This is a genomic window from Ensifer sp. ENS02 (genome assembly GCF_014851885.1).
GTDB classification, from domain to species: Bacteria; Pseudomonadota; Alphaproteobacteria; order Rhizobiales; family Rhizobiaceae; genus Ensifer; species Ensifer adhaerens.
On record NZ_JACVAO010000001.1, the window covers coordinates 150,329 to 175,668 of the forward strand.

The window sequence follows — 25,340 nt, forward strand, 5'->3', positions numbered from 1 at the left end:
CGATGGCGGGCGCGAACGGGCGTTTGCAGGTTTGTCTATCGCTGCGGCGAGATGGGCTGGCGGATGACGCGTACCTGGGGCGGCAGAGGCGCGGATAGGGTGGCGTCCCAACACCGGGAAGGGCGCCGGGTTTGTCTCGGTTGGGTGGGGCTGCCCTCATTCGGGTCGTGAAGTCGGCCTATTAGAGGGGCCTTCGCAGGTCTTCTGACGTGCCGCCCGAGACATCGTTTGTGAGACATCGTTTGTGGCGCATGGCGTCCATACACACGCATCTGTTCCGCCGGCGCCATTGTTTGGCCTCTCCGCGCAAATCCGCTTGCGTCACCACCGCAAATCACATAAACATATCTTTATGTGTTGATGGGGATCGCTATGGCTCTGCAGAGAGAACTGGGTCTGGATGCGTTGGTGGACGTGCTGAAGGCGGCGGGCGAGCCGACCCGCATGCGTCTCGTCGCGCTTCTCGCCGCCGGCGATCTTACCGTCACCGATCTTACCGAAATTCTCGGTCAATCGCAGCCACGCATTTCCAGGCATCTGAAGCTGCTGGCGGAGGTCGAGCTGATCGACCGCTACCAGGAGGGCGCCTGGGCCTATTTCCGCCTCCGTCAGGACGGTGCCCGGGTCGGGCTCGTGCGGGCGATGCTGGCTTCCGCCTCCGCCGACGACGCGGTGTTGGCGCGTGATGCAGCCCGGCTCACCACCTTGAAGAAGGCGCGCTCGGAGAAGGCGCAGGCCTATTTCAGCCGCAACGCCGCCGGCTGGGACGAGCTTCGCCGCCTGCATGTCAGCGAGCGTGACGTCGAGGCGAAGCTGCGCGAAATGGTGGGCGACGAGCCGGTCGAAAGCTTGCTCGATCTCGGCACCGGCACAGGCCGCATCCTGCAGCTGTTCGAGGGCCTCTATCGGCGCGGTATCGGCGTCGACGCCAGCCGCGACATGCTTGCGGTGGCGCGCTCCAATCTCGATCGCGCCGGCATCACCAAGGCGTCGATCCGCCATGGGGACATCTTCAACCTGCCGCTCGACGGCCAGACCTTCGACCTCGTCACCATTCACCAGGTACTGCATTTCCTCGAAGAGCCAGAAGCCGCGATCGCGGAAGCCGCGCGCATGCTGATGCCGGGTGGACGGCTGGTCATTATCGACTTTGCGCCGCACGGGCTTGAGCATCTGCGCGACGAGCACGCCCATGCGCGCCTCGGCTTCTCGCACCAGGCGATGGCCGATTGGCTGGCGAAGGCTGGCCTTGTGCTCGAGAAGACCACGGATCTTTCGCCTGAGGGGGCGAATGATGGAAAATTGACGGTGACGATCTGGCTCGCGCGTGATCGGCGGGCCGTGAACGAGAATGAAACGCCGCGGCCGCGTGTCCAGGCGGGGGGAGTATAATAATGACGGCACAGACGCTTTACCCGGCCGAACGCGGCAATCTCCGGCTCTCCTTCGAATATTTCCCGCCCAAGACCGACGAGATGGAAGCCCAGCTCTTCCAGACGGCAGACGACCTATCGGTCTTCGGTCCGGCCTTCATCACCGTCACCTACGGCGCCGGCGGCTCGACCAAGGCGCGTTCGCTGACGACGGTCAGGCGATTGATCGCGGAAAGCGGCTTTGCCAATACCGCCGCGCACCTGACCTGCGTCGGCGCGCCGAGGGCGGAGGTCGATGCGGTGATCGACGAATATCTCAGCTTCGGCGTCCGCCACTTCGTGGCGCTGCGCGGCGATCCCCAGGGCGGCATCGGCAGCACTTACCAGCCGCATCCCGAGGGTTACGCCAGCAGCACCGACCTCGTGCGGGCGATCCGTGCGCGCGGGGACGACATCGAGATTTCCGTCTCCTCCTATCCGGAGAAGCACCCGGAAAGCCCTGACGTCGCCGCTGACATCGACATGCTGAAGCGCAAGGTCGATGCGGGCGCAACCCGGGCGCTGACCCAATTCTTCTTCGACAACAATGATTTCGAGCGCTACTTGGAACGAGTGCGGCGCGCTGGCGTCAACATCCCGATCGTGCCGGGCATCCTGCCGATCAACAATCTGGCGCAGGTGCAGAAATTCGCTGGCCTCTGTGGCGCCACCGTGCCGGAGGCGATCGTCACGCGGCTCGTGCATCTCGAGGACCAGCCGGTCGAGCGCTTCAAGGAGGCGACCCACATCGCCGCCGAGCAGATCGTCGATCTCGCCCGGCGCGGCGTACGCGATTTCCATATCTATTCGATGAACCGCACGCCGCTGGTGACAGCCGTGCTGGATCTCGTCGGTTTCGAGCGGGTCTCTGTGGAAGCGGTGGGCGCGATCGATGCACCGCGGATGGTGGCGGCCGGCGCGGCCGCCTGACCTTCGCTCGCACCTTGCGACGGGCAAGGTGCGCTTCGCCATGTTGAACTTCCGAATGGCTGCGAACGCGCCGCGTGTCCTGGCAGACAGTGGTCGCCGCCGCGCTTTGGTATGGCTCCATGCCGTTTGGGGTCTCTTCGGCTGCGGTCGCAGCAAGCGTCCCGATCGCTACAGCATCCACCAAAAAGGAAAGCGCCCGAAGATCGATCTTCAGGCGCTTTCTCGTTTGTCGCAGCGTCTAGACCTTATGCTCTCTTGGCGGTCTAACTGGCTTGGTGCTGCAAAATGGTTTCCCGGAAATTTAAGTCCCTATTCGGTTTGGACTCTCAGCGGCCGCTCCTCAGATGAAGAGCATCGTTGCCACGAATACGAACGCTGCACTGATCATGATGACATTCAGCGAATGTGTAAGGCCCATGGAAGACCCTCCCTGCGTTAACGCGTTAAAACATAGGGCGAAATCACGACACGTTAAAGGGAAACTTGTGCTGCAGTGCGAAATGCGTGAGCCGGCGCTGCCTTATTCACAGGCCTATAGTTCTGATTTTATTTAATTTTCCAGGCTGCCACATTTTTTTCACAATCGCTTCGGGAAGGTTAATATAAACGTTCGTAACCGTGCGTGAGTGGCCCGGAGCGGGACGAAAATCGGCCGTCGATTCCCCCGCAAACCATGTCTTTTTCACGCGGTGCGAAGCACTCAAGGTGTGTGGGCTTTTCCTGTAACCGACCACGATCAGATGTCAGGCGACCCGCCGGAAACGCAGGATTCGACCGTCGAGCACGGCGAGGCCGAGGGCGATCAGCACCATGCCGGCAGAATCGGCCGCCTGCAGCGTCTCGCCGAGAAAGAGGTAGCCGAGCAGGATCGCGCTTGGAGGCACCAGCAGGGTGACCAGTGAGGCATTGGTGGCGCCGGCCGCGCGCATGATGCGGAAAAAGAGGATGTAGGCATAGGCCGTCGAAACCAGCGCCAGGCCGAGGATCGACAGGATCACCTCGACGGGCGGCATCGGCAGCAGCCAGTGCTTGTCGGTAAAGGCGGCCACCGGCAGCGCGATCAGCGTCGAGGCGGTCAGCTGGCCTGCGGCCGTCACGGGAGGCGCGAGATCGCGGAAGCGTTTGCCGTAGGTCGCCGCAAAACCATAGCTGATGGCGGCAAGCACCGACAGCAGCAGCGCCCAGAGCGGCACGCTGCTTGTGGTGCCGAAGAGACCGGCAACGGCGCTCGGCCCGATCAGGACGACGGTGCCGGCGAGCCCGAGCAGGCAGCCGGCGATCTTGGCGGAACTCAGCTTCTCGTCCTCGGTCGCCATGTTGGCGATGATCACGGTCCAGACCGGGGTCGTGGCGTTGAGGATCGCCGCCAGTCCGGCGCCGATGTGGGTTTGTCCAAGGAAGATGAAGGCGTGTGGAATGGCGTTGTTGATCAGCCCCATCAGCGCGAATTCGCGCCAGCGGCCGGCAAGCGCCTCGTACATGCCGAAGCGGCCGCGGATGTAGATATGCAGCGCCAGGGCTGCCAGGCCCAAACGCAGGAACACCAGCGTGAAGGGCGGCACATGGGCGACGGCAACGCGGGCGAAGAAGAACGATCCGCCCCAGATCAGGCCGAGCAGGGCAAGCAGCGCCCAGGTCCCGGCGCTCATCTGATTGCCATCGACGGTGCTTCGCGCATTCATGGTGATGCCTATCCGTGCTGATTGCGTGGTGGCGTCAGTCTCCCTCCGCCGGGTGGACGCCATGGCGCAAGCGCCTGGTTACCGCTCCCGGATCGGTTGTGCTCCGACACAGGATACATAACCCGGCACGCCCGGCGGAACCACCCGGTTCTTGCGGCGATGATGAGGGCGGCATGCGTGGGGGCGAGCCGGTGGGCTCTCATCAACCGGGATCCGGTCGGCCGTTGTGGCATGAAAAAACCCCGGAGATCGATCCGATCTCCGGGGTCATGGTTTTGAAACGGCGGTTCGGGCTTAAAGCGCGTTCAGGAGTTCGAGCGTCGCCCAGCCGTCGGCCGGACGGCCGAGGCGGAGCTGCTCCTTCTGGAGTGCCGCACGGGTGCCGGAGCCGAGGATGCCGTCGATCTTGCCGACATCGTGGCCGAGCGTCTGCAGCTTGCTCTGCAGTGCCTTCATGCCGGTGTCGTCGAGGCCCGGTTCCGGATTGCCGCCTTCATAGGTCGGCGCGCCGCCGAGACGGGTCGCGAAATAGGCGGCAGACGTTGTGTAGATGAACGACTGGTTCCATTCGAGATAGACGTTGAAGTTGGGGTAGGTGAGGAAGGCCACGCCCTTGCGGCCCTGCGGCAGCACCAGCGAGGCTTCGAGGTTGCCGAAGGCGGTGTCGCCGTTGCGCGGCTTGACGCCGAGCGCGAACCAGTCGCTGGCCTTCATGCCCGGCTGCAGGCCGGTCTTTTCCCAGGGGAGTTGCTCGGGAACGCTGACTTCCTGGATTACCGGCTGGCCAGCCTTGTAGCCGAGGCTCTGGATGAACTTGGCGGCGGTCAGGATCGCGTCGGGCGAGCTCTTCTTCAGGTTGACGTGGCCGTCGCCGTCGCCATCGACGCCATAGGCGATGATGTCTTCCGGCAGCATCTGCACCTGGCCGATCTCGCCGGCCCAGGCGCCTGTCGTCGTCGCCGGGTCGAGGTCGCCGTGCTGGACCATCTCGATCGCCGCGATCAGCTGCGGGCGGAACATCTCTGGACGGCGGCAGTCGTGGGACAGCGTCACCAGCGCGTCGCGGGTGTTGAAGTCGCCCTGGACGGCGCCGAAGTCGGTCTCCATCGCCCAGAAGGCGGTGATGACCGGGGCCGGCACGCCGAATTCGTTCTCTGCGCGAGCAAAGACGTCAGCATATTCCTTCATCTTCTGCTGGCCGATATCGAGGCGCGACTTGCTGACGGTGCGTTTGGAGAATTCGGTGAAGGTCTGCTTGAAGACGCCCTGGGTGCGGTCGCGGCTGAGCACCTTTTCATTGATGGCGGCACCGGCGAGCGCCCGGTCAGCGACATCGGCCGGAACGCCCTTGGCGACCGCTTCGGCCTTCACGCCCTGAAGGAAGGTTGCGAGATCGCCACCGCAGGCAACGGCCGTGGATGCCGTCTTCGCGCCTGTCGAGGCTGCGGTCTGGGCGGCGGCGGCCGAGGCGGTCAGCGCCAGAAGAGCGACGGAGGCAAGCGCGCGCCGGGCTGTGCGGGTCATCATGAAATTCCTTTCTTTGCCGTGGGGCGCCTTGCACCACCACGGGCAATCAAATCGCTGCGAAATCTGCCGTTGCTCTCTCAGAGCATTATGACCGAAAGAAGAAAATGGGTCTTCCTGCCGCACCTGTCGGCAGGAATGTCAGTTCTGCTTCGGCTGCGAGACCGCTGCGACCCAGTTCTTCCAGTTTTTCGCCGAGCCGGCGAAGACATTGATATCGGTGGCGCCGTCGATGCCGGGGATGACCCCGGTGCTGGTATATTGCCAGAACGCCCAGCGGCGCTCGACGTAGACCTCACCCGGATGCTTGGCGACCGAGCGCACCCAGAAGTGATGTTCCTTGAACTGGTCGACGAGATTGTCGCGGTGGAAGTCGACCGAGGTGTAGATGATCGGGCGCTTGCCGTAATGGGCTTCGAGCCGGTCCATGAAGCGCTTCATCTCGACGCGCACTTCGTCCGGCGTCGGGCGATGGCGGCAGGTCTTCGATTCGCCGTTCCACTCGACGTCGAGAACCGGCGGCAGATAGACCGCGCTCTTCGGCACGTTGGCGATGAACCAATCGGCCTGGTCGTCGGCGGTCGAGCAGAAATAGTAGAAGTGATAGGGCGCATAAGGGATGCCGGCGGCCCGTGCCTTCTGCCAGTATTCGGGAAAGCGGGTATCGACCCGGTCCTTGCCTTCCGTCGCCTTGATGAAGGCGAAGGAGACGCCCGAGTTCTTCACCTTCATCCAGTCGATATCGCCATTCCATTTCGAAACGTCGATGCCGTGGATATTGTGGTGCTGCGGGGTCCGGTCGCCGAAGTTCTGCGGGTCCGTATCGTGGAAGCGCGGCGGGATCGATGCCGTCTGCATCAGGTCATAGTCGGTCGACGAGCAGCCGGAAAGAAGGGTGGCAAGCGGCAAGAGAGCCAGGAGAAGCCGGCGCATGATTTTCCTGTCTAGAGACGATCGATGATCCTGCCTCACACGATGGCTTCCTGTCGGTGATTTCCCCAGTGAGGCGTGAACCCCATTTTCACCATATCATCGTAAAAATTGAGTTAGCTCAAGCGGGAATTGCGGACGGCAGAAAAGCGCAAAAGCGCCGAAAACCAGGCGGTTTCGGCGCTTGCCGGAATGGCTGCCCTCAGGCGGGATGCAAAACCTTTGTGTAAACCGCCTGCCGCTCAGGCGGCGATCGCCACGGAAGGGCGGTGATAGACGGCGAGCCAGGCATAGCCGCGGCCGATCGTGCGCCGCTCGAGATCGGCGCCATTTTCGCGGGCTTTCTCGCGTAACACGTCGAACAGCCGCTCGCGCGGCGTCACGTGGAAGCGGTTGAGCCAGCCGTGCAGCGCCCGGCGGAAGCTCGTCGGCAGGCGTTCCTGCTGGCCGAAATCGGCAATGTGCAGCGAGCCGCCCGGATTAAGCGCTGCGATCGCCGCGTCGATCGCCTTCTGCCAGTCGGGGATCATCGACAGCGAGTAGGAGATGACGATGTGATCGAAACCCCTTTCGCCGAAGATCGCCGGGTCGAAGTCCGTTGCGTCGGCGACATGCAGCGTGGCGCGCCTGTTGCCGCCACGGTTGAGCTTCGCGCCGGCCGAGGTCAGCATTTCCTGGGATATGTCGAGCCCGAACAGGCGGGCCGACGGGAAACAGCGGCCGATCAGCGCCAGATTGCGGCCGGTGCCGCAGCCGACCTCAAGCACCGAGGCACCGGAGGCCGGGTTCATGTCGCGGATCAGCGTGTCGCGGCCGAAGAGGTAGTACTTCCGCGTGAGATCGTAGAAGTGCCGCTGATAGCGGTACATATGGTCCATGCGCCGCGCGTGGGAGATCCCGGCCTGTTGCACGTCTCAGCCCTTCCTGCGGTAGATGTGGAAGCCGCCATAGATGGCGGAGCGGTCTTCGGCGCCGAGCCGTAGCGAGGTTTCGGCATCGTAGTGCCACTGGTCGAGCAGGGCCGGGGAGACACGGCCGGGCAGGATGCTGTCTTCCGCCGCGGTGCGGAAGATCACCACTGCGCCCTCATCCGCCGTGCGGGTGATCTCGGTCCAGAGGTCGTTCAGCTGCTGGTCGGTCATCCAGTCCTGCGCGTCGAGCAGGATATAGCGGTCGACCGAGCCGGCGGATTTGCCGGCGAGAAGCTCGGTGAAGCTTGCGTGATGCACCTCGACGCGCTCGGCATTGTTGCGGATCGCCTCATAGGCGCCGGCGTCGAGATAGGGCGGCAGGTCGCCTTCATGCGGCAGCGGGTAGCGGCGGCCGAAGGCCTGCCAGGCGAAGTAGTTTTCGCGCAGCGGGAAGTGACAGGTGAGCTTCTCCAGGCGATGGCGCAGAACGGCGGCGAGCGACTTTTCGGCACTCAGGCTTGCGAGCTCGTCGAACTGCTGCGGCGGAATGCCGAGGCCGAAGAGCGAGCTCTTGCGCCCGGTGATCCAGCGGATGACGGGACGATCGAAGAGCGGTGCCAGGCGCTCGTCGAAGAACTGTCGCTGTTCACGCATGGAGCGCGCCTGGACGAAGTCCTCCGGATTGACCCCGTGCAGGCGGGCAAGCAGGTGGCTGGCTGCAATGAAGCGGCCGAGCAGACCGGTGCGGTAGATATTGCGGCCAAAGACGCCGATACGCCGGCGACCGGTCATGTCGCGGCCGGTCCAGTAGCTGCGCGTCGCTGTATCAAGCTTCGGCGCGAGGAAAAGATCGAAAGCCTGGACGTTGGTCGTCGTGCCCTGGATCGCCAGGAAGCGCGTGACATCCTTGTGGCTCGGCAGATGGCGGAAGGCTGCGAGCTTCAGGCGGTTGAGCGCGATATGGTGCGGGTTGAGGTCGACGACGTCTATTTTCCGTGGGCCGGCCGACAGATAGGTCAGCATGTTGCAGCCGCCGGAGCCGATGGTGACGATCCGGCTTTCCGGGGTCAGTTGCATCGCCTCCATGTCGACGATCGGATCTTCCCAGATCTGCGGATAGACGAGGCCCGAAAAGAGCAGGCCGAACAGACGTTCCGAGAAGCCTGCGAGGGAGAGGGTCTTGTGCTGGAGCAGGGCGTTTTTCAGCTTCGGATTTTTTCTGCCAAAGCCAACGTCGGAAGCGATTTCATTCATCTCAGACGGTCATCCAGTTGAAACTTAGGCGCTTCTAAAGTGACTCGGCTACACTTTGATGACGGGCTTTCTCACAGGGCCGGGGCGGTCTCCGGAACGCAAATCTACAATTTTTCACCCATAAGAATTCATTAAACCCTGACGTGCTAGCACCGCCTTACATACGGGGGGCGTCGACATGATGTTAGGTACGTTTCTGCCGAAGCCCGAGCAGCGATTTGCGGCTGCCGGCGCGGCATTGGGGGCTCTGGTTTCTGTGGCGTGGCTTGCCAGCGGAACCGCTCTTCCCGACCAGATGGCGCCGCATTGGGACGTCCCTGCCGTTATGGCGGCCGGCGCCATGCCTTTCATCCTCGGCGGCTCCTTCTATCGCTGGCGCCACTCGCGCCGGCTCGAGCTGGAGCTGCGTGCCGCGCGGCGCGCCGAGCGTCGCCTGCGCAACGAAGTCCATCGCGACAAGCTGACTGGGCTTGCAAACCGCGCTGCGCTCGAGGCCGATATCAGCCAGGCACTCAGCGCAGAAGGTGCCGCGTTTGCGCGCAACGCCTTGCTTCTTCTCGATCTCGATCGCTTCAAGGTGATCAACGACACGCTGGGACATGACGCCGGCGACCGGTTGCTGGCTCTGTTCGGCGCCCGGCTCAGGCGTGCCTTTGCCGGCGAGGCAACGGTCTACCGCCTCGGTGGTGACGAGTTCGTGCTTGCGGCTGCGTGTGCGCCGTCTCAAGCCGATGCGGAAATGCTCGCAACGCGGGTGGAAAAGCTGTTCGAAGCGCCGTTCGATCTCGGGGAAACGCGCATCGCTTCAGGCTGCAGCATCGGCATCGCCTTCATCGAGCGGTCGGACAAATCGACATCCGACGTGTTGAAAAGGGCGGACCTGGCGCTTTACGAAGCCAAGGCGATCAGCGGCAACAGTCATGCCTTCCACTCGGAAACCCTGAGCCATGCCGTGCGGCAGCGGGCGGAAGCCGAGCGCGATCTTACGCGCGGTTTCGAGGCAGAGGAGTTTTTTCTCGCATTCCTGCCGATCCTCGGCATCGAAAGCGGCTCCATCGGTGGGTTCCAGGCGCTGCTGCGCTGGCGGCATCCGCATCTCGGCGTCATCGGCGCGGAAACGTTCGAGCCGCCGGAGCAGAGCGCGACTACGCTGGCGCTTGGCGCCTGGGCGCTTCAGTCTGCCTGCAGGCAGGCGGCTGGCTGGTCTTTCCCGAAGGGGCTGACGATTGCGCCCTTCGTCTCGCAACTGCGCGACCGCGATTTCGTCACGCAGGTGGAGCGGTGCCTTTCGGATGCCGGCCTTTCGCCGGAACGCCTGACGATCGAGGTCGCCGAGGGCGTCTCGACGGACGATCTCGTCATCGTCACCGAAAACTTGCGGGGGCTGCGCGCGCTCGGCGTTCGCGTCGCGCTTGGCGGCGGCTCCGCCTCGTCGCTGCCCCTGAACCAGATCTCCGACGTGCGTGGCGTTGCTCGCTTGCCTGATCAAGACAGGACAGGTGCTGCGGCTTTCGATCGCCGTCAGCGGTGTCGAGAAGGAGAGCGAGGCGGATTGCGCGCGGGCCTGTGGCGCTGCCGAGATCCGAGGCCCCTGGGTTTCGCCTGTTATGGCCGACGTGTCGGTGCTCGTCGGCGACGGTGAAGCGGGAGAGGCGCGCCTCTCTGCGGGTGCGTGAGCGAGAGCTCGAAGCGCTGCACTTTTTTCGACTGTTTGTGCGTTTTTCCAATATGAAAAGTTGAGGCGGCCGGGGCTTTCCCTTGCGGCAAAATGCTGGTTCTCTTTGCGCATCAGGCCGGAGGATCGCATGAGACGTTTGTTGAAGATTTCGGGTGCCGTGCTGGCGCTCATCGTCGTCGGTCTGTTCGGTTGGCTTGCGCTGGCGCCGCCGGAACTGCTGAAGGTCGGCGACGGCTATGCGGCAAAAATCGTCTGTTCCAACGTCTTCATCGCCGGGCGCGATGCCCAGGCTGTGCTCGCCGATGACGTGCAGGCCCCCGGCCATCCGTTGCTCAAGCTGGTGCGCGTCGATGTCGACAAAGAGAAACAGGTGGTGACGGCACGCATCCTTGGTTTTGCCGCCCCCGGTTATGCGGCCTATCGTCCGGGTGCCGGCTGCGCCAGCCTGCCGGACGGCGATGCCGCGGCTCTGGCACCGATCGAAACGAAAACCGCCGCTTCAGCGCCCGTGCCGGGTGTGGCCTGGCCCGAAGGCGAGGGGGCCGTGATCGAGCCGGCCTTGCAGAAGCTCGTCGAGGACGCTGACCTTGCCGGGCCGGGCATGCGGGCGATCGCTGTGATCCACGACGGCCAACTGGTGGCGGAAACCTATGGCCAGGGTTTCGACCGTTCGACGCCGTTGCTCGGCTGGTCGATGACCAAGTCGGTGACGGCGGCGCTGATTGGCCTCAGGATTGCAGAAGGGCGCATGGACGTGTCGCAGGGCGACCTGCTGCCGGAATGGGCCGGGGACGACCGGGCGGGCATCACGCTTGCGGACCTGATGGGGATGCAGAGCGGACTTGCCTTCAACGAGAATTATGGCGCCGTCACCGACGTGACGCGCATGCTCTATCTGGAAAGGGACATGGCGGGTTTTGCCGCGACGCGGACGTTGGGTGCAAAGCCCGGCACGAACTTCAGCTATTCCAGCGGCACCAGCACGCTGCTGTCGCGGATCTGGATGCGCACCTTCGACGATCCGACGGCAGCGCTTGCCTTTCCCTATGACGCTTTGTTTGCGCCGCTCGGTATGACAAGCGCCGTCCTGGAGACGGACGAGAGCGGCACCTTCGTCGGTTCCTCCTACATGTATGCGACGACACAGGACTGGGCGCGGTTCGCACAGCTCCTGCTGCAGGACGGTGTCTGGAAGGGAAGGGCGATGCTGCCGAAGGACTATGTCGCCTTCATGCGCACGCCGACCAAGGCATCGGGAGGCAAATACGGCCAGGGCCAGGTATGGCTGGAGGAAAACGGCGCGCGGGCGGGAACGGGCAGTTTCCCGGCAGATGCCTTCTGGATGCTCGGGCATGACGGCCAGGCGATCATGCTGGTGCCTTCGCTGAAGCTGGCGGTCGTGCGGCTGGGGCTTACGCCTTCGCGGCTCGGCTATGACGTGCAGAAGCTCAACGCCAAAGTAATAGAGGCGCTCGATTGAGCGCCTCGTAGGGATATTCCAGAGCCGTCGAGAAGCAGCTTCGCTTCGGGCAAGCCGGGGGGGGCCGGCTTACTTCATGCCGAGCTCTTCGAGCAGGCCCTTGCGCTTGGCGTGATAGTAATAGCCGCTGGCATAGAGCTTGACTGCGCTGTCATGCTGGTTGTCGGCCACCATCCAGGCGCCGTGCAGATACTTGGTCGCGTATTTGAGGTTGGTTTCGGCGTCGAACAGACCTTCCGCCGGACCGTCATAGCCGAGACCCTTGGCGGTGTTGTAGCGGATCTGCATCAGGCCGTAATTGCCCTTGCTGTAGGCGCGCGGATTGTAATTGCTCTCGCGCTTGACGACGCGGTGCACCAGTTCCACCGGAATGCCGTTGAGATCGGCATAGTACTTGATCATCTTGTCGAGTTCGGGACGCGAGCTCGTCGGCGTCTTGGTGAACTTCATCGAATCCGGGATGACGTTGGCGACTGCGGCCACCGTCGAGCCGATGACGCCGGTCTTCGGGCGCTCGGTCGGAACGATCATGCGGTTGGCGACCAGAGTTTCGAGGCCGACCGGTTCGCCGGTGTCGAAGTCCGATTCCATCGCGGCTGCAACTGCGAGCGTCGAGACCGGCAGGTCCTGGACGCGAGCGGTCTTGGTTGCCGTCGGCGAGAGGGCGGCGGATGCCACCTGAGTGGAATCGGCGGGCGAGGGGGCTTCCGCAGCGGCAATCGCCGCGCTGGCGCCGGTCTGCGTCGTCGGGGCAACCATGGCAAGCGCCATGGTGTCGCCCGGCTTGGCCGCGGGGACCGCGACCAGTGCGGGTGCTGCTTCTGCACCCTGTGCCAGATCGGTCGCGACGACCCCAGCGGTCTGAGCCGTCAAGGCCGCGCTCGTTGCGGTAGCGGCGCCGTCGGGCGTCGGCAGTGCATAGGCGGTCATTTCGGTGCCGGGCTTTGCGAGGGGCGTAACCGTCTGCACGGCCGTGAGGTCTGCCAGCGACGTGTGCTCTACCGTTGAGCATCCCGAGACGATGGTCGCCGACAACAAAGCTGCCACGCCAAACGTCTGTTTGGAAAGGGAAATACGGTAATTCGCCATTCTGTCACTTTCGTGCTTCTGGGCCCCGTAGCCCCTGCAAATCAGCGGTTGCCAGCCGCCAAGCGTGAATCTCCATTAACCTATGAGGCTGGCGGCGGCAAGCGTGGGGTCGAATTTCAGGCCGTGGCCCGCTTCATCGTGGCCGTCAAAAGCCCGGCGCCGATCAGCATGGAGCCGCCGGCGCGGTTGACGATCCGCCGCACATTCGGCTTGGAAATCGTGCTGCGGGCGGCGGTCGCAAGGGCTGCATAGAGGCTGGCATTGAGGATCGCGAGCGTGAGGAACGTCAGCTCGAAAATCGCCATCTGGGTAAAGAGCGGCTGGCTGAGATCGAGGAACTGCGGCAGGAAGGCGACGAAGAAGACGATGCTCTTCGGGTTCAGTGCAGTCACCGCATAGGTATGAAAGAAGATGCGAAGCGGGCGTTCCGTCGACGTGGTTTCGAGGTCGGCGTCGCCGCCGGCGGCCACCGGCGCGCGCCAGAGCTTGATGCCGAGCCAGATAAGATAGGCAGCGCCCACCCATTTCAAGACGGTGAAGATGGCGGCAGAGGTGGCAAGCAGGGCGCCGAGGCCGAGCATGGAGGCGGTCATGGCGGTGAAATCGCCGAGCGCCACGCCGGCGACCGTCGCGCCCGCCGTCTTGCGGCCATGGCCGAGCGCGTAGGAAATGACGAGGAGAATGGTGGGGCCGGGGATGGCGAGCAGCACGGCCGAGGCCGCGGCAAAGGCAAACCAGTGTTCGAACGACATGAAAAAGCTCCGCGCTAAAGGTGGTGTTCGGCAATCAATTCGCCGAGCCAGCCACGGAAACGCGGAGCCGTCAACGTCTAATCAAGCGTTGTCGGCGGGTGGCATACCCACCCGCCGGCAAGTGTCGGTCAGTGCTTCTGGGCCTTCCACTTCTGGCCGATGACATCCATCACCTCGCCGAACCACTTGGTGGAGGTATCGAACTGCTTGCCGCCCTTGATGCGCGGGAATTCGATGGTGCGCAGCTTGCCGCCCTGGTCTTCGTCGTGACCGGTGACGCCCGAGACCTTGTTGAGGGCGCTTTCGACGGCAAGGTCGACCATGCCCTGGATCAGGCGCAGGTCGTCGCCGTTGGCCGGGGCCGAGCGGGCGTAGTAGCCAGATTTCTGCACCATCGAGCGTTCGGCGCCGAGAAGGGCTGCAAACTGCTTGGAGAACCAGTTGCCGACATTGATCGTGTCGATCTTCACGTGGCCGAAGGCATCACGCTTGATGGTCTCGCCGGCTGCTTCCCGCTCGGCGACGATGGCGTCGAGGCAGGCGCCTTCACTGACGAACAGCGTCACGAAGCCGGTGCGGTCCATAACCTTGCGCAGGCGATCGGCTTCGCCCTGCAGGTCGAACTTCATCTCAGGCAGATAGAGGCCGTCGATGTTCTTCATCTGGCGGTTCATCATGAAGCCGTCGACGAATTCCTTGTCGTCGGTCATCTGGATATAGGAGCGGGCGGTGGCTGCCGTCAGCCAGCCGCTATGGCGGCCCATGACTTCATGGACGACGAGCGTGCGCGGGGCGGCACTCTGTTCGTTGCTGACATTGTCGAAGAAGCGGGCGCCGTATTCGGCAGCCGTCCAGGCGCCGAGCGTCTGGCGGATCGGAACGACGTCGTTGTCGACGGTCTTCGGCAGGCCGACCACGGTCAGGTCGTAGCCGTTGGCGCCGAGATAGGCGGCAAGGTCGGCAGCGGTCGTGTTGGTGTCGTCGCCGCCGATGGTGTGCAGGATCGAAATGCCGTCCTTGGCAAGGCGCTCGGCTGCGACGCGCAGCGGGTTTTCGCCTTCCTTGACCAGGCCGCGCTTAACGCAGTCGGCGGCGTTGGTGAGCTTGACGCGGCTGTTGCCGATCGGCGAGCCGCCATGGCGATGCAGGATATGGGCCTTTTCGCGCATGTCGCGCGTAATTTCGATCTGGTCTCCAAGGAGTACGCCCTGGTAGCCCGAGCGATACGCGACCAGCTCATATTCGGGTGCTACGTCCGTATAGCGCTCGATCAGTCCTCCAACGGCCGATGACAGACAGGGCGCGAGCCCGCCGGCCGTCAGCATTGCGACTTTTTTCTTGGCCATGTTTCCTCCTCGGGACTTTGGCATGCGATGGGTGCGGCCTCCATAGCGCAAATCAGATGGAATTTAAATGACGGGCCTGTGGATGTTGTGTCGAGGCTGCGCGAGAACGGCCGCCGGGCGCCGTCGGAAACGCGGGGCGGGCTCGGTGTCGCGCCGATTGTCGCAGCCGGAGGAGCGCAATCGGGCGGCGCGGCCTTCGCGGCCGGTGCATTTGGCGTGTTTTTCGGCATAAATTCGCCGCTTCGGATCGCTAGGTTGTTCCCAAGGGAACAGCTTTCCGTCTACCAGCTGTCGCAAGTTCCAATCGATGGATTGACAATAGTGAGGTGCCATCACAAATTCGTCATCCTCGTGGTTCGGACCGTCCCACCGCTTGCAATTTGCCACCACACAAGTCCATGCTATACGCTGGAGAGACAGGGATTCTCGCATGTCATTCTGGGACAGCCTCCTCAAAATCGTTACCGCCACCGGCAATGCGCTTGCCGGTGTGGTCGAGGCCGTGCGTACCCTGTTTGAGGGCGACCCGGAGACACGGCGCAAGGTTGCCTTCTCCGTCGCGATGATCGCGCTTTCGGCCAAGATGGCCAAGGCCGACGGCATCGTCAGCGAGGCCGAGGTCGCCGCCTTCCGCGACATCTTCCAGTTCCCGCCCGACCAGGCGCAGAACGTCGCGCGTCTCTATAATCTGGCGCGCCAGGACGTCGCCGGCTACGAGGCCTATGCGGAGAAGATGGCGTCGCTGTGTTCGTCCTGCGAAGAAAACTGCCCGATCCTCGAGGATATCGTCGACGGCCTGTTCCACATCGCCAAGTCCGACGGTGCAGTTCATGAGCGCGAACTGGCGTTCCTGGTGCGGGTCGCCGAGATCTTCGGCATGGACGAGGCGCATTTCGAGCTCATCATGGCCCGCCATGTGCACGGAGACGGTCGCGACCCCTATCAGGTGCTCGGCGTTTCGCGTAAGGATGATTTCGCCGACATCCGCAAGCGCTACCGTGTGCTGGTTTCCGAAAACCACCCGGATATGCTGGTGGCGCGCGGCGTACCGCAAGAATTCCACGCGATCGCCAATGATCGCATGGCGGCGCTGAACGCCGCCTATGAGGCGATCGAGAAAGAACGCCGAGCTGCATGACTTCGAAATACTGCGACTATCCGGGGGCTCGCTTCATGCCGTCGCCCAATTTTGGCGACCGCGCCGACAGGCGGGCACCGGATATGATCGTGCTGCACTACACCGGCATGGCAACGGGCGCTTCGGCGCTCGAATGGCTTTGTCGCGAAGAGAGCCAGGTTTCCAGCCATTATTTCGTTCATGAGGACGGACGCGTCGACCAGCTCGTGCCTGAGACGCTGCGTGCCTGGCACGCGGGCAAGAGCTACTGGAAGGGCGAGACCGACATCAACTCCTGTTCGATCGGTATCGAGATCGCCAACCCGGGCCACCCCGGCGGGTTGCCGGATTTCCCGAAGAAGCAGATCGATGCGGTCGTCGAATTGTGTCGGGACTGTGGCCAGCGGTGGTCGATCGCCCCGGAAAGGGTGCTGGCGCACAGCGATATCGCCCCCATTCGCAAGGTTGATCCGGGAGAAAAATTTCCCTGGCATGTTCTTCACCGCGAAGGGGTCGGGCACTGGGTCGAGCCGGCTCCGATCGGCGGCGGGCGCTTCTTTCAGCGCGGCGACCGCGGTCAGCCGGTAGAGGCCATCCAGTCGATGCTGTCGCTCTATGGCTACGGCATTGAAGTGACTGGTGATTTCTGCGAAAAAACCGAGGGCGCCATCGCCGCGTTCCAAAGGCATTTCCGGCAACAGAGGGTAGACGGCATCGCCGACATCTCAACCCTCGATACGCTCCATCGCCTGCTTTCCGGGCTGCCGCAATTTGTCGCCTGACGCGGAAGAATTTTTCGTCTCGAAGCCTGTTTTCCGGATGTTCGTGGCATGTTTTTTTAGCTTTGCCACATGTTTACCATGATGCGCCGTTCATTTCCCGCTCATTGAAACTGCAGGAACTTCGGGGCGCAACGCTCACGTCCTGTGAATGAAACGATCGGGACGTGAGGCTCGAAGCGGGGTGCGCTTCGGTCCAATCCCCAGACCGGAGAATTCAAACTACATGAGAATATCGTCTGTTGCTGCGGTGGCGGCATGCCTTGGCATGTTCTTCGCCGGGATGGGTACGTCGTATGCGGGGAATGTCGACAAGACCATCAAGACCTCTTCCATCCCGACCGTCACCCGGACCACAGGCTTCCCGAAACCGGACCTTCCGCAGAACGTTCAGTATACGGCCCTGATCAAGAGCTATGCGAAGCAGTACGGCGTTCCCGTCGATCTGGCGCATGCGGTCGTCAAGGTCGAAAGCAACTTCAATCCGAAGGCACGCGGCAGCGCCGGCGAGATCGGCCTGATGCAGATCAAGCCCGCCACGGCGCGCATGATGGGCTATTCGGGCTCCTCCAAGGGTCTCTACGACCCGGAAACCAACATCAAGTTCGGCATGAAGTATCTCGCCATGGCGCATGAGCTTTCGGGCGGCACCACCTGCGGCACGATCCTCAAGTACAATGCCGGCCATGGCGCCAAGCGCATGAACCCGGTTTCCAAGCGCTATTGCGGCAAGGTCCAGGACATCATCGACTAGAACGCAGTGGGTTCCAGCGAACGCACGAGGGGCGCCTTGGCATCCCTATTCTAGAGCATCTGGCCGCCTCGGTGTTTCCACCTGAGGGCGGAATGCTCTAGTCCCTGACAGGCGTGGGTGATCCATTTGCCCACGCGACGAGAGAGCATCGTCCGCCGGCCACGCGGCAATGGCGGATGCTCCAGCCGGACAGGTCTCGCGTTCCGGCGCACCAATTAAATCCTTGAGTGGTGGTGCCCTATCAGCACCGATATGCTACCTCCTTCCGTGTCAGCGGAGCGGGGATGAGCATGTCGGAAAGCTTTGATTTCATTGTCGTCGGCAAGGGCATGATGGGCGCTGCGGCTGCCCGGCACCTGGCGCTCTCGGGTGCTGGCGTCGCGCTCGTCGGTCCTGACGAGCCGACCGATTGGGCCAGTCATTCCGGCGTCTTTTCCAGCCACTACGACAATGCCCGCATCACCCGCACGATCGACGACGACCCCGTCTGGGCGCGTCTCGCCCGTCGCTCGATCGAGCGCTACGACGAGATCGAACGCGAAAGCGGCATCCGGTTTTATCACGAGGTCGGCTGCTTGATGGCGGGGCCAGCGCCGGGCTCGAGCTACGACTATATCGAGCAGGTGGAAAAGGCGCGGGATGCGCTCGGCGTCGAAGCGCCGCTCTATGACAGCGAGGCGCTGTCGCGGCGCTTTCCCTGGTTCCGTTTTCCCGAGGGCACGGCCGGCGTTTATGAGCGCCTTGGCGCCGGCTACATCAATCCACGCGCGCTCGTTGCGGCGCAGGTCATTTGTGCCGAGAAGGCCGGCGCACGGATCGTGCGCGACGAGGTCGGCGCCGTCTCCGAAGCGGACGATCGCGTTGTCGTCACGACGGTCTCGGGCATGCGCCTGGAAGCGGGCCGGGTCATCGTTGCGGCCGGCGGATTTTCCCTGTCCGACAAACTGCTGCCGCGGCCGATCGACTTGACGGTCAAGGCTCGCACGGTGCTGTTCGCGGAGGTGGCGGCGAGCGAGCTGCCTGACTTCGAGGGCATGCCCTCGCTGATCGGTGCAGCACCCGAGCAGGAGAAGAGCTACTACCTGCTGCCGCCGGTCGGCTATGCCGACGGCAGGACCTATATCAAGATCGGCGGCGATCCGACCGACAGGATCCTGGGTGACGAGCCGGCGATACGGCACTGGTTCCGCGGACCGGGCGGTGCCGCGGCGGCCGAGCATCTGCGTCGGCTGCTGGCCGAGGTGATGCCTGACTTCCGGCCGGTCTCCACCCGCTTTTCACCCTGTGTCACCTCGTTTACCCGCGACGGGCTGCCCTATATCGGCTTTGCCGAGGGCGACCGCATCGCCGTCGTCACCGGCGGCAACGGCCAGGCGGCAAAAAGCTCCGACGAGATCGGCAGGCTCGGCGCTGTCCTTGTGCAAAATGGCCGGCTCGATGAGCCCGAATACGACGCCGACTTCGCGGTCGCCTTTCGCTAGGTGCGGCGGCATCCACCCGGTCTCGGCCGATCTGCCCTGTTGGCAGCTTGAAAAACACTGCCGTTTTTTCTGGCGCCGGGCGGGGGCTTGCGTTAAGGAGCGCCTGCCAGTTGGCCGGGCAGCCGCTCTCCGCAAGTGCCGAAAGGCCGCGGGGGGAGGAAAGTCCGGGCTCCACGGAAGCACGGTGCCGGATAACGTCCGGCGAGGGTGACCTCAGGGAAAGTGCCACAGAAAGCAAACCGCTCCGCTTGCGGAGTAAGGGTGAAAGGGTGGGGTAAGAGCCCACCGCGGACATGGCGACATGGACGGCACGGCAAACCCCACCGGGAGCAAGACCGAATAGGGATGACGCGGACGCGCAAGCGCCCAGCCTGTTTCCGGGCCAGTCATCCGGGTGGGTTGCAAGAGGCTGCGTGCAAACGTAGTCCCAGATGAATGGCTGCCACGTTCCGTTGCCTTCGGGTGGCGGGGCCATACAGAACCCGGCTTACAGGCCAACTGGCGATTTTTTTCTCTCTCTCTCTCTCTCTCTCTCTCTCTCTCTCTCAATGCGGGCCGAACGGTTCAGCGCGCGCGGATCGCGCCTTGCAAACCGGGCTGATCCGCATGCCATTTTTGCGGCTGGCAGCGGTGCAGGTTTAGGCGGTTTTGTCGTTGCCGCCGTGCATTCTTCTCTTGCGATGACGCGCAAGGGCCTCTGCACAACGGTGTGTCTGCGCTTTTTCTCACATTCTGATTTTTCAACGATTTGAAGCCGTTCGACCGTCGCATTCCCGCACGGTGGGGGTCTCTTCGTAACCCTTCGTTAAACTTAACAACCTATCAATATTTGATCAGCCCGACGGCTGTTTATGATCCATTCCCATTGACGCCCATATGGTCCCATGATATCCCATAATGGCACTGCGCAGGGGCTGCTTCGCGGCCCAATATCGCAAGATTCCAATGCCTTCCGGCTTCGGAGGGTGGTCGGACATTCCACTGTTCGGCGGGGCTGTCTTGCGTGCGGAGTGACGTGTTCTCGCGGGTCGATGATCGTGGCCCGTCAGTCTTGGGCGGCCGTTTCGCGTTATGAACCGCTTCTTGTCACATGCCACCAATCGGATCGATGCGAAGGGGCGGGTCTCTGTTCCCTCGGCGTTTCGCTCCGTGCTGTCGGATGGGGGCGTTCGGGAGCTATACTGTTTTCAGGATTTCGTCTTTCCGGCGATCAGCGTCGGCGGGCCGGAGCTCCTGGATCGGTTCGAGAGGCAGATGGCGGCCGAGGATCCATTTTCTCCGGAAGCCAACGAGATGTCGCTGCTGGTTCACGGGGGTGGCGTCTTTGTGAAGCTCGATCCGGAAGGTCGGCTGATGATGACGGATTTTATCCGCGACTTCACCGGCATCTCGACCGACGTGATGTTCGTCGGGCGGGGCGATTATTTTCAGCTCTGGGAGCCGCAGGCCTTTCAAAAGGCGCAGGCGGCGGCCCGGGAAGGGCGCAAGTCACGGGGGTTGCGTCCAGAATAGAATGGAGAGAGGGAATGGTGACGGATCAAGGCGGAGGTGTTTCTGAAGCCGAAGGCGGACCGGTTCGTCACATTCCCGTTCTCTTGCCCGAGGTGCTTGCGGCTCTCGAGCCCGCGCCCGGCAAGGTCATCCTCGATGGCACCTTCGGTGCCGGTGGCTACAGCTCCGCAATCCTCAAGGCAGGTGCCGACGTGATCGCGCTCGATCGCGACCCGACGGCGATTGCCGCAGGGCAGGCGCAGGTCGCCGAGTGGGGCGGCCGGCTGAAGCTCGTTCATGCACAGTTCTCCGATCTTGCTGCCCATGCGCCCGAAGGCGGGCTCGATGGCGTCGTGCTCGACATCGGCGTTTCCTCCATGCAGATCGACGAGGCCGAGCGCGGCTTCTCCTTCCAGAAGAAGGGGCCGCTCGACATGCGCATGTCGGCTTCGGGCGTTTCGGCGGCCGATGTCGTCAATCGTGCCAAGGTCTCTGATCTCATCCGCATCTTCGGCTTTCTCGGTGAAGAGAAGCAGGCCGGCCGCATCGCGCGTGCGATCGAGAAGCGCCGGGCCGAACAGCCCTTCGAAACGACCCGCGATCTTGCCGGCCTGATCGAGGTGGTGACGCCGCGCAAGGCCAAGGACAAGATCCACCCCGCCACCCGCGTCTTCCAGGCGCTGCGCATCTTCGTCAACGACGAGCTCGGCGAACTGGCAGAGGCGCTGTTTGCGGCCGAGCGAGCGCTGAAACCCGGCGGCCGTCTTGTCGTCGTCACCTTCCATTCGCTCGAAGACCGCATCGTCAAGGCCTTCTTCCAAGACCGCTCCGGCAAGGCCAGCGGCTCGCGTCACCTGCCGATGGTGTACGCGCGTGCCGCAACCTTCACGCCAGTTGGCAAGCCTATGGTGGCAGCCAGCGAGGAAGAAGCGTCCCTCAATCCGCGCGCCCGCTCTGCCAAGCTTCGCGCCGGTATCCGCACGCAAGCCGCGTCGCCGGGAAACGATCTGTCCATTTTCAATCTGCCGGAACTGGCAAGCCTTGCACGGCTGGGGGGCTGACGAGACATGCTTCGAACGTTCGATATCGTTCTGATCGTCGTCATGACGGCCGCGGCCACGGTGACCTATACGATCAAGCACCGCGCCGAAAACAAGCTTGAGGAAGTCCGCAAGCTCGACGTGGCGATCAAGCTCGAGGAAGACACGATCGACCTGCTGCGGGCCGACTGGGCGCTTCTGACCCAACCGAACCGCCTGGAGCGCCTCGTCGGTGCCTTCGGAGCCGACCTGCAACTCGTGCCGACCCCCTCGACACAGCTCGCCCAGCCGCAGGAACTGCCGATGCTGAAGGCCGATCTGCCCGTGCCCGAGGACAAGTCGGCCAAGGATGGCATCGCTGCCATCATCGAAAAGACCGATAAGATCGCAACTGGCTCGGTGGCGCGCTGATGTCGTTTCTCTCCCGCATCATGGTGTTGAAAAGCAAGGCGCACTTCTCGGCGGGCGGCAACAACCGACCGGCTGAAAGCGGCGTCAACGTCACCTTCCAGGGGACGCGCAAGAAGACCACGAACCAGGCGAAGAACCGCGTCGCCATCGTGATCGCCAGCTTCGGCATCGTCTATGCCGTCATCGGCGGCCGCCTGGTGCAATACGGCATGGCGGCACCCGAAACCGTTTCCAGCATCGGCCGGGCCGACAACCTGATGGCGTCGCGCCCCGACATTCTCGACCGCAACGGCGAGATCCTCGCGACCGACATCCGCACCGTCTCGCTCTATGCCGAACCGCACAAGATCGTCGATGCCGACGAAGCGGTCGAGCGGCTGTCGACGGTGCTGCCCGACATCAACGCCCGCGAAATCTACAACAAGCTCAAGTCGAAATCGCGCTTCCAGTGGCTGCGCCGGCAGCTGACCCCGAAGCAGCAGTCGGAGATCCTGGCGCTCGGCATTCCCGGCGTCGGCTTCCGCCCGGAAAAGCGCCGCTTCTATCCCGGCGGCCACACGGCCGCGCATATCCTCGGCCACGTCAACATCGACAACCGCGGCGTTGCCGGCATGGAGCGCTACATCGACAGCCAGGGGCTGGCCGACCTTGCCGCGATCGGCATGACCAGCGACGCCAAGCTCGAGCCGGTGAAGCTTTCGATCGACGTGCGCGTGCAGAACATCGTGCGCGACGTCATCGACGCCGGCATGAAGAACTACCAGGCGCTCGCCGCCGGCGCCGTCGTGCTCGACGTGCATACTGGCGAAGTGCTGGCAATGGCGTCCGTTCCCGACTACGACCCGAACAAACCGGCCGAAGGGGCGGAAGAGGGCTGGATGAACCGCATGTCGAACGGCACGTTCGAAATGGGCTCCACCTTCAAGACCTTCACCATCGCCATGGGCCTCGATTCCGGCAAGGTGACGCTCAACGACAGCTTTGACGCCTCGGCGCCGATCCGTATCGGCGGCTTCACCATCAAGGACTTCCACGGCAAGCGCCGCGTGCTGACTGTCCCGGAAATCTTCCAGTATTCGTCGAACATCGGCACCGCGAAGATTGCCGATCTCGTCGGCATTCCCGGCCACAAGGAATTCCTGACGCGCCTCGGCCTGCTTTCGAAGCTGCCGACCGAACTGCCGGAAGTGAAATCCCCGACGCAGCCGCGCGAATGGAAGAAGATCAACTCGGTCACCATCTCCTTCGGTCACGGCGTCTCGACGACGCCGCTGCAGACGGCGGTCGCGGGTGCTGCACTCGTCAACGGCGGCAAGCTGATCGAACCGACCTTCCTGCCGCGCACCGAGGAGCAGGCCGACGCCGTCTCCACACCGGTGGTCAAGAAGAGCACCAGCGACGACATGCGCTTCCTGCTTCGCTGGAACGGCATTGCAGGCTCCGGCAAGCGCGCACTGGTGCCGGGCTTCAACGTCGGCGGCAAGACCGGCACGGCCGACAAGGTGGTCAACGGCCGCTATGCCAGCGACCAGAACTTCAACGCCTTCCTCGCGGCCTTCCCGATCGACAACCCGAAATACATCGTGCTGACCTTCATCGACGCGCCGAAGACCGGCGAGGGTGGCGGGCGCACCGCAGGCTCGAACGCGGCTCCCATGGTTCGCGACATCATCAGCCGCTCTGCGCCGCTGCTCGGTGTCGAACCAAAGTTTGGAGAAGACGGTTCTGCCTTGCTTGTGTCTTATTAGACATGAAATGAGAAAGCGGACGATTCGCGATTCTTGCGGATCGAAATCGATGCGAGACGTGCGTTCATGAAGATCAAAGACCTGGCGGGATCGAGCTTCCCGGAACTTTCGGCGCAACTGAGCGGCGCTGCCGCCGATATCGACGTTGCCGGACTGACGGCCGATAGCCGGCAGGTTCAGCCAGGGGATCTCTTCGTCGCCGTTTCCGGCAGCAAGGCCAATGGCAGCGCCTATGTCGCCGATGCCCTGAAGCGCGGCGCGGTCGCCGTCGTCACCGAAGCTGGCTCGGACGTCGACACTTCGGCAGCGCCGGTCCTGAAGCTTTCCGAACCTCGCGCCTTCCTCGCCCGCGCTGCCGCTGCCTTCTATGGCCGCCAGCCGGAAACCATGGTCGCCGTCACCGGCACCGCCGGCAAGACCTCGGTCGCCTCCTTCACCCGCCAGGTCTGGGCGCATTCCGGCCTTGCAGCCGCGATGATCGGCACGACCGGCGTCGTCGCACCCGGGCGTAACGATTACGGCTCGCTGACGACGCCCGATCCGGTGTCGCTGCACAAGCTGCTCGCCGAACTTGCCGATGCCGGCGTCACCCATGCGGCGATGGAGGCCTCCAGCCACGGCCTCGACCAGAGCCGGCTCGACGGCGTGCGCCTGTCGGCTGCCGCCTTCACCAATCTCGGCCGCGATCACATGGACTACCACCCGACGGTGGAGCACTACATGGCCTCCAAGATGCGGCTGTTCGAGGCGCTGTTACCGAAGGGCGCGCCCGCGGTGATTTTTGCCGACGACCAATGGTCGGACCAGGCGATCGCCGCTGCCCGCAAGGCCAAGCTCGACGTGCGAACGGTCGGCCGCAAGGGCGATTACATTTCGCTGAAGCGGGTCGAGCACTTCCGCCACAAGCAGTCGGCCGAAGTGCATGTCGGCGACGACATCTTCGAAATCCACATTCCGCTTGCCGGCGACTTCCAGGTGGCCAATGCGCTCGTGGCGGCCGGCCTTGCCATGTCCACCGGCATCAGTGCCAAGGCGGCCTTCTCCGCGCTTGAAAAACTGCAGGGGGCCTCCGGTCGTCTTGAACTCGTCGGCCAGACCAGGGACGGCGCGCTCGCCTATGTCGATTACGCCCACAAGCCGGATGCACTGGAAAACGTGCTCGCCTCGGTGCGGCCGTTCACGACCGGCCGCGTCGTCGTGGTGTTCGGCTGCGGCGGCGACCGCGACAAGGGTAAGCGCCCGATCATGGGCGAGATCGCCACCCGGCTTGCCGACGTGACGATCGTGACCGACGACAATCCGCGCTCGGAAGTGCCCGATGTGATCCGCGCCGAAATCATGGCGGCGGCCAGGGGCGCCATCGAAATCGGCGACCGCGCCACGGCGATCCGCACGGCGGTCGGCATGCTGAAGACCGGCGACACGCTGATCGTCGCCGGCAAGGGGCACGAGGAGGGGCAGACGATCGGCTCCGTCACGTTGCCCTTCTCGGATCACGCGGAGGTCCGCAAGGCATTGGGAGGCTTGTGAT

Annotated in this window: 21 protein-coding genes and 1 other RNA gene; 14 read left to right on the plus strand and 8 right to left on the minus strand. The window is 63.4% G+C overall.

Annotated elements, in window-relative coordinates:
- Positions 1 to 372 precede the first annotated feature (372 nt).
- Together IB262_RS00740 and metF are read left to right on the plus strand one after the other, a co-directional pair.
- Entirely contained in the window at positions 373 to 1,392 is a 1,020-nt protein-coding gene (locus IB262_RS00740) for a metalloregulator ArsR/SmtB family transcription factor (protein ID WP_043615837.1), read from the plus strand.
- A gap of 2 nt (positions 1,393 to 1,394) precedes the next feature.
- The gene (metF, locus tag IB262_RS00745) at positions 1,395 to 2,342 is read left to right on the plus strand and encodes a methylenetetrahydrofolate reductase [NAD(P)H] (protein WP_112974943.1); all 948 of its coding nucleotides are present in this window, start codon (positions 1,395 to 1,397) and stop codon (positions 2,340 to 2,342) included.
- A 743-nt stretch (positions 2,343 to 3,085) separates the two neighbouring features.
- On the opposite strand, the gene IB262_RS00750 is transcribed toward metF, so the two are convergent.
- The 5 genes from IB262_RS00750 to IB262_RS00770 all read right to left on the minus strand — a co-directional run bounded on the left by IB262_RS00750 (position 3,086) and on the right by IB262_RS00770 (position 8,643).
- Positions 3,086 to 4,024 (minus strand): DMT family transporter, encoded by a 939-nt coding sequence (locus IB262_RS00750; protein WP_192493357.1) that lies wholly within the window; start codon positions 4,022 to 4,024, stop codon positions 3,086 to 3,088.
- Positions 4,025 to 4,318: 294 nt separating this feature from the next.
- The gene (locus IB262_RS00755) at positions 4,319 to 5,548 is read right to left on the minus strand and encodes a lytic murein transglycosylase (protein WP_112974988.1); all 1,230 of its coding nucleotides are present in this window, start codon (positions 5,546 to 5,548) and stop codon (positions 4,319 to 4,321) included.
- Between the two features lie 141 nt (positions 5,549 to 5,689).
- Positions 5,690 to 6,481 (minus strand): GH25 family lysozyme, encoded by a 792-nt coding sequence (locus IB262_RS00760; RefSeq protein WP_034792376.1) that lies wholly within the window; start codon positions 6,479 to 6,481, stop codon positions 5,690 to 5,692.
- Between the two features lie 239 nt (positions 6,482 to 6,720).
- Complete coding sequence (locus IB262_RS00765; protein ID WP_060515916.1) at positions 6,721 to 7,356, minus strand: class I SAM-dependent methyltransferase; 636 nt, start codon at positions 7,354 to 7,356, stop codon at positions 6,721 to 6,723.
- A gap of 36 nt (positions 7,357 to 7,392) precedes the next feature.
- Positions 7,393 to 8,643, minus strand: coding sequence for a DUF3419 family protein (locus IB262_RS00770; protein ID WP_060515917.1), 1,251 nt, complete (start codon positions 8,641 to 8,643; stop codon positions 7,393 to 7,395).
- A gap of 178 nt (positions 8,644 to 8,821) precedes the next feature.
- Here IB262_RS00770 and IB262_RS00775 point away from each other — a divergent pair, with 178 nt between their 5' ends.
- Both IB262_RS00775 and IB262_RS00780 read left to right on the plus strand, forming a co-directional pair.
- Positions 8,822 to 10,285, plus strand: coding sequence for a diguanylate cyclase (locus IB262_RS00775; protein WP_192493358.1), 1,464 nt, complete (start codon positions 8,822 to 8,824; stop codon positions 10,283 to 10,285).
- 163 nt (positions 10,286 to 10,448) lie between these two features.
- Entirely contained in the window at positions 10,449 to 11,801 is a 1,353-nt protein-coding gene (locus tag IB262_RS00780) for a serine hydrolase (RefSeq protein ID WP_112974987.1), read from the plus strand.
- Positions 11,802 to 11,870: 69 nt separating this feature from the next.
- Here the strand turns inward: IB262_RS00780 and IB262_RS00785 are convergent, their stop codons facing one another.
- From IB262_RS00785 to IB262_RS00795, 3 genes are all read right to left on the minus strand, one after another.
- A complete protein-coding gene (locus IB262_RS00785; protein WP_192493359.1) occupies positions 11,871 to 12,890 on the minus strand; it encodes a lytic transglycosylase domain-containing protein in 1,020 nt (339 codons plus the stop codon).
- Between the two features lie 116 nt (positions 12,891 to 13,006).
- Positions 13,007 to 13,642, minus strand: coding sequence for a LysE family translocator (locus IB262_RS00790; protein WP_034792388.1), 636 nt, complete (start codon positions 13,640 to 13,642; stop codon positions 13,007 to 13,009).
- A 128-nt stretch (positions 13,643 to 13,770) separates the two neighbouring features.
- Positions 13,771 to 14,988: a pyrophosphate--fructose-6-phosphate 1-phosphotransferase gene (locus IB262_RS00795; protein WP_060582683.1), complete on the minus strand. Its 1,218-nt coding sequence runs from the start codon at positions 14,986 to 14,988 to the stop codon at positions 13,771 to 13,773.
- A 430-nt stretch (positions 14,989 to 15,418) separates the two neighbouring features.
- On the opposite strand from IB262_RS00795, the gene IB262_RS00800 reads away from it, so the two are divergent.
- The 10 genes from IB262_RS00800 to IB262_RS00845 all read left to right on the plus strand — a co-directional run bounded on the left by IB262_RS00800 (position 15,419) and on the right by IB262_RS00845 (position 25,339).
- The gene (locus IB262_RS00800; RefSeq protein ID WP_034792391.1) at positions 15,419 to 16,126 is read left to right on the plus strand and encodes a DnaJ family molecular chaperone; all 708 of its coding nucleotides are present in this window, start codon (positions 15,419 to 15,421) and stop codon (positions 16,124 to 16,126) included.
- The gene (locus IB262_RS00805) at positions 16,123 to 16,887 is read left to right on the plus strand and encodes an N-acetylmuramoyl-L-alanine amidase (RefSeq protein ID WP_060515923.1); all 765 of its coding nucleotides are present in this window, start codon (positions 16,123 to 16,125) and stop codon (positions 16,885 to 16,887) included. Before IB262_RS00800 ends, IB262_RS00805 begins: the two co-directional genes overlap by 4 nt.
- 223 nt (positions 16,888 to 17,110) lie before the next feature.
- On the plus strand, positions 17,111 to 17,638 hold the full coding sequence (locus tag IB262_RS00810; protein WP_034792405.1) for a lytic transglycosylase domain-containing protein: 528 nt from the start codon (positions 17,111 to 17,113) through the stop codon (positions 17,636 to 17,638).
- 290 nt (positions 17,639 to 17,928) lie between these two features.
- Complete coding sequence (locus IB262_RS00815) at positions 17,929 to 19,119, plus strand: FAD-binding oxidoreductase (protein ID WP_112974986.1); 1,191 nt, start codon at positions 17,929 to 17,931, stop codon at positions 19,117 to 19,119.
- Positions 19,120 to 19,225: 106 nt separating this feature from the next.
- Positions 19,226 to 19,625: RNase P RNA component class A (rnpB, locus tag IB262_RS00820), an RNA gene on the plus strand.
- 565 nt (positions 19,626 to 20,190) lie between these two features.
- Positions 20,191 to 20,631, plus strand: a complete 441-nt coding sequence (gene mraZ / locus IB262_RS00825) for a division/cell wall cluster transcriptional repressor MraZ (protein ID WP_060515924.1) — start codon at positions 20,191 to 20,193, stop codon at positions 20,629 to 20,631.
- A gap of 14 nt (positions 20,632 to 20,645) precedes the next feature.
- The gene (rsmH, locus tag IB262_RS00830; protein ID WP_192493360.1) at positions 20,646 to 21,671 is read left to right on the plus strand and encodes a 16S rRNA (cytosine(1402)-N(4))-methyltransferase RsmH; all 1,026 of its coding nucleotides are present in this window, start codon (positions 20,646 to 20,648) and stop codon (positions 21,669 to 21,671) included.
- A gap of 6 nt (positions 21,672 to 21,677) precedes the next feature.
- A complete protein-coding gene (locus IB262_RS00835) occupies positions 21,678 to 22,061 on the plus strand; it encodes a hypothetical protein (protein ID WP_034792423.1) in 384 nt (127 codons plus the stop codon).
- Positions 22,061 to 23,809, plus strand: coding sequence for a penicillin-binding protein 2 (locus IB262_RS00840; RefSeq protein WP_060582686.1), 1,749 nt, complete (start codon positions 22,061 to 22,063; stop codon positions 23,807 to 23,809). The genes IB262_RS00835 and IB262_RS00840 overlap by 1 nt, the downstream gene beginning before the upstream one ends.
- Positions 23,810 to 23,875: 66 nt before the next feature.
- Positions 23,876 to 25,339, plus strand: a complete 1,464-nt coding sequence (locus IB262_RS00845) for a UDP-N-acetylmuramoyl-L-alanyl-D-glutamate--2,6-diaminopimelate ligase (RefSeq protein WP_060528867.1) — start codon at positions 23,876 to 23,878, stop codon at positions 25,337 to 25,339.
- Position 25,340: the final 1 nt, after the last annotated feature.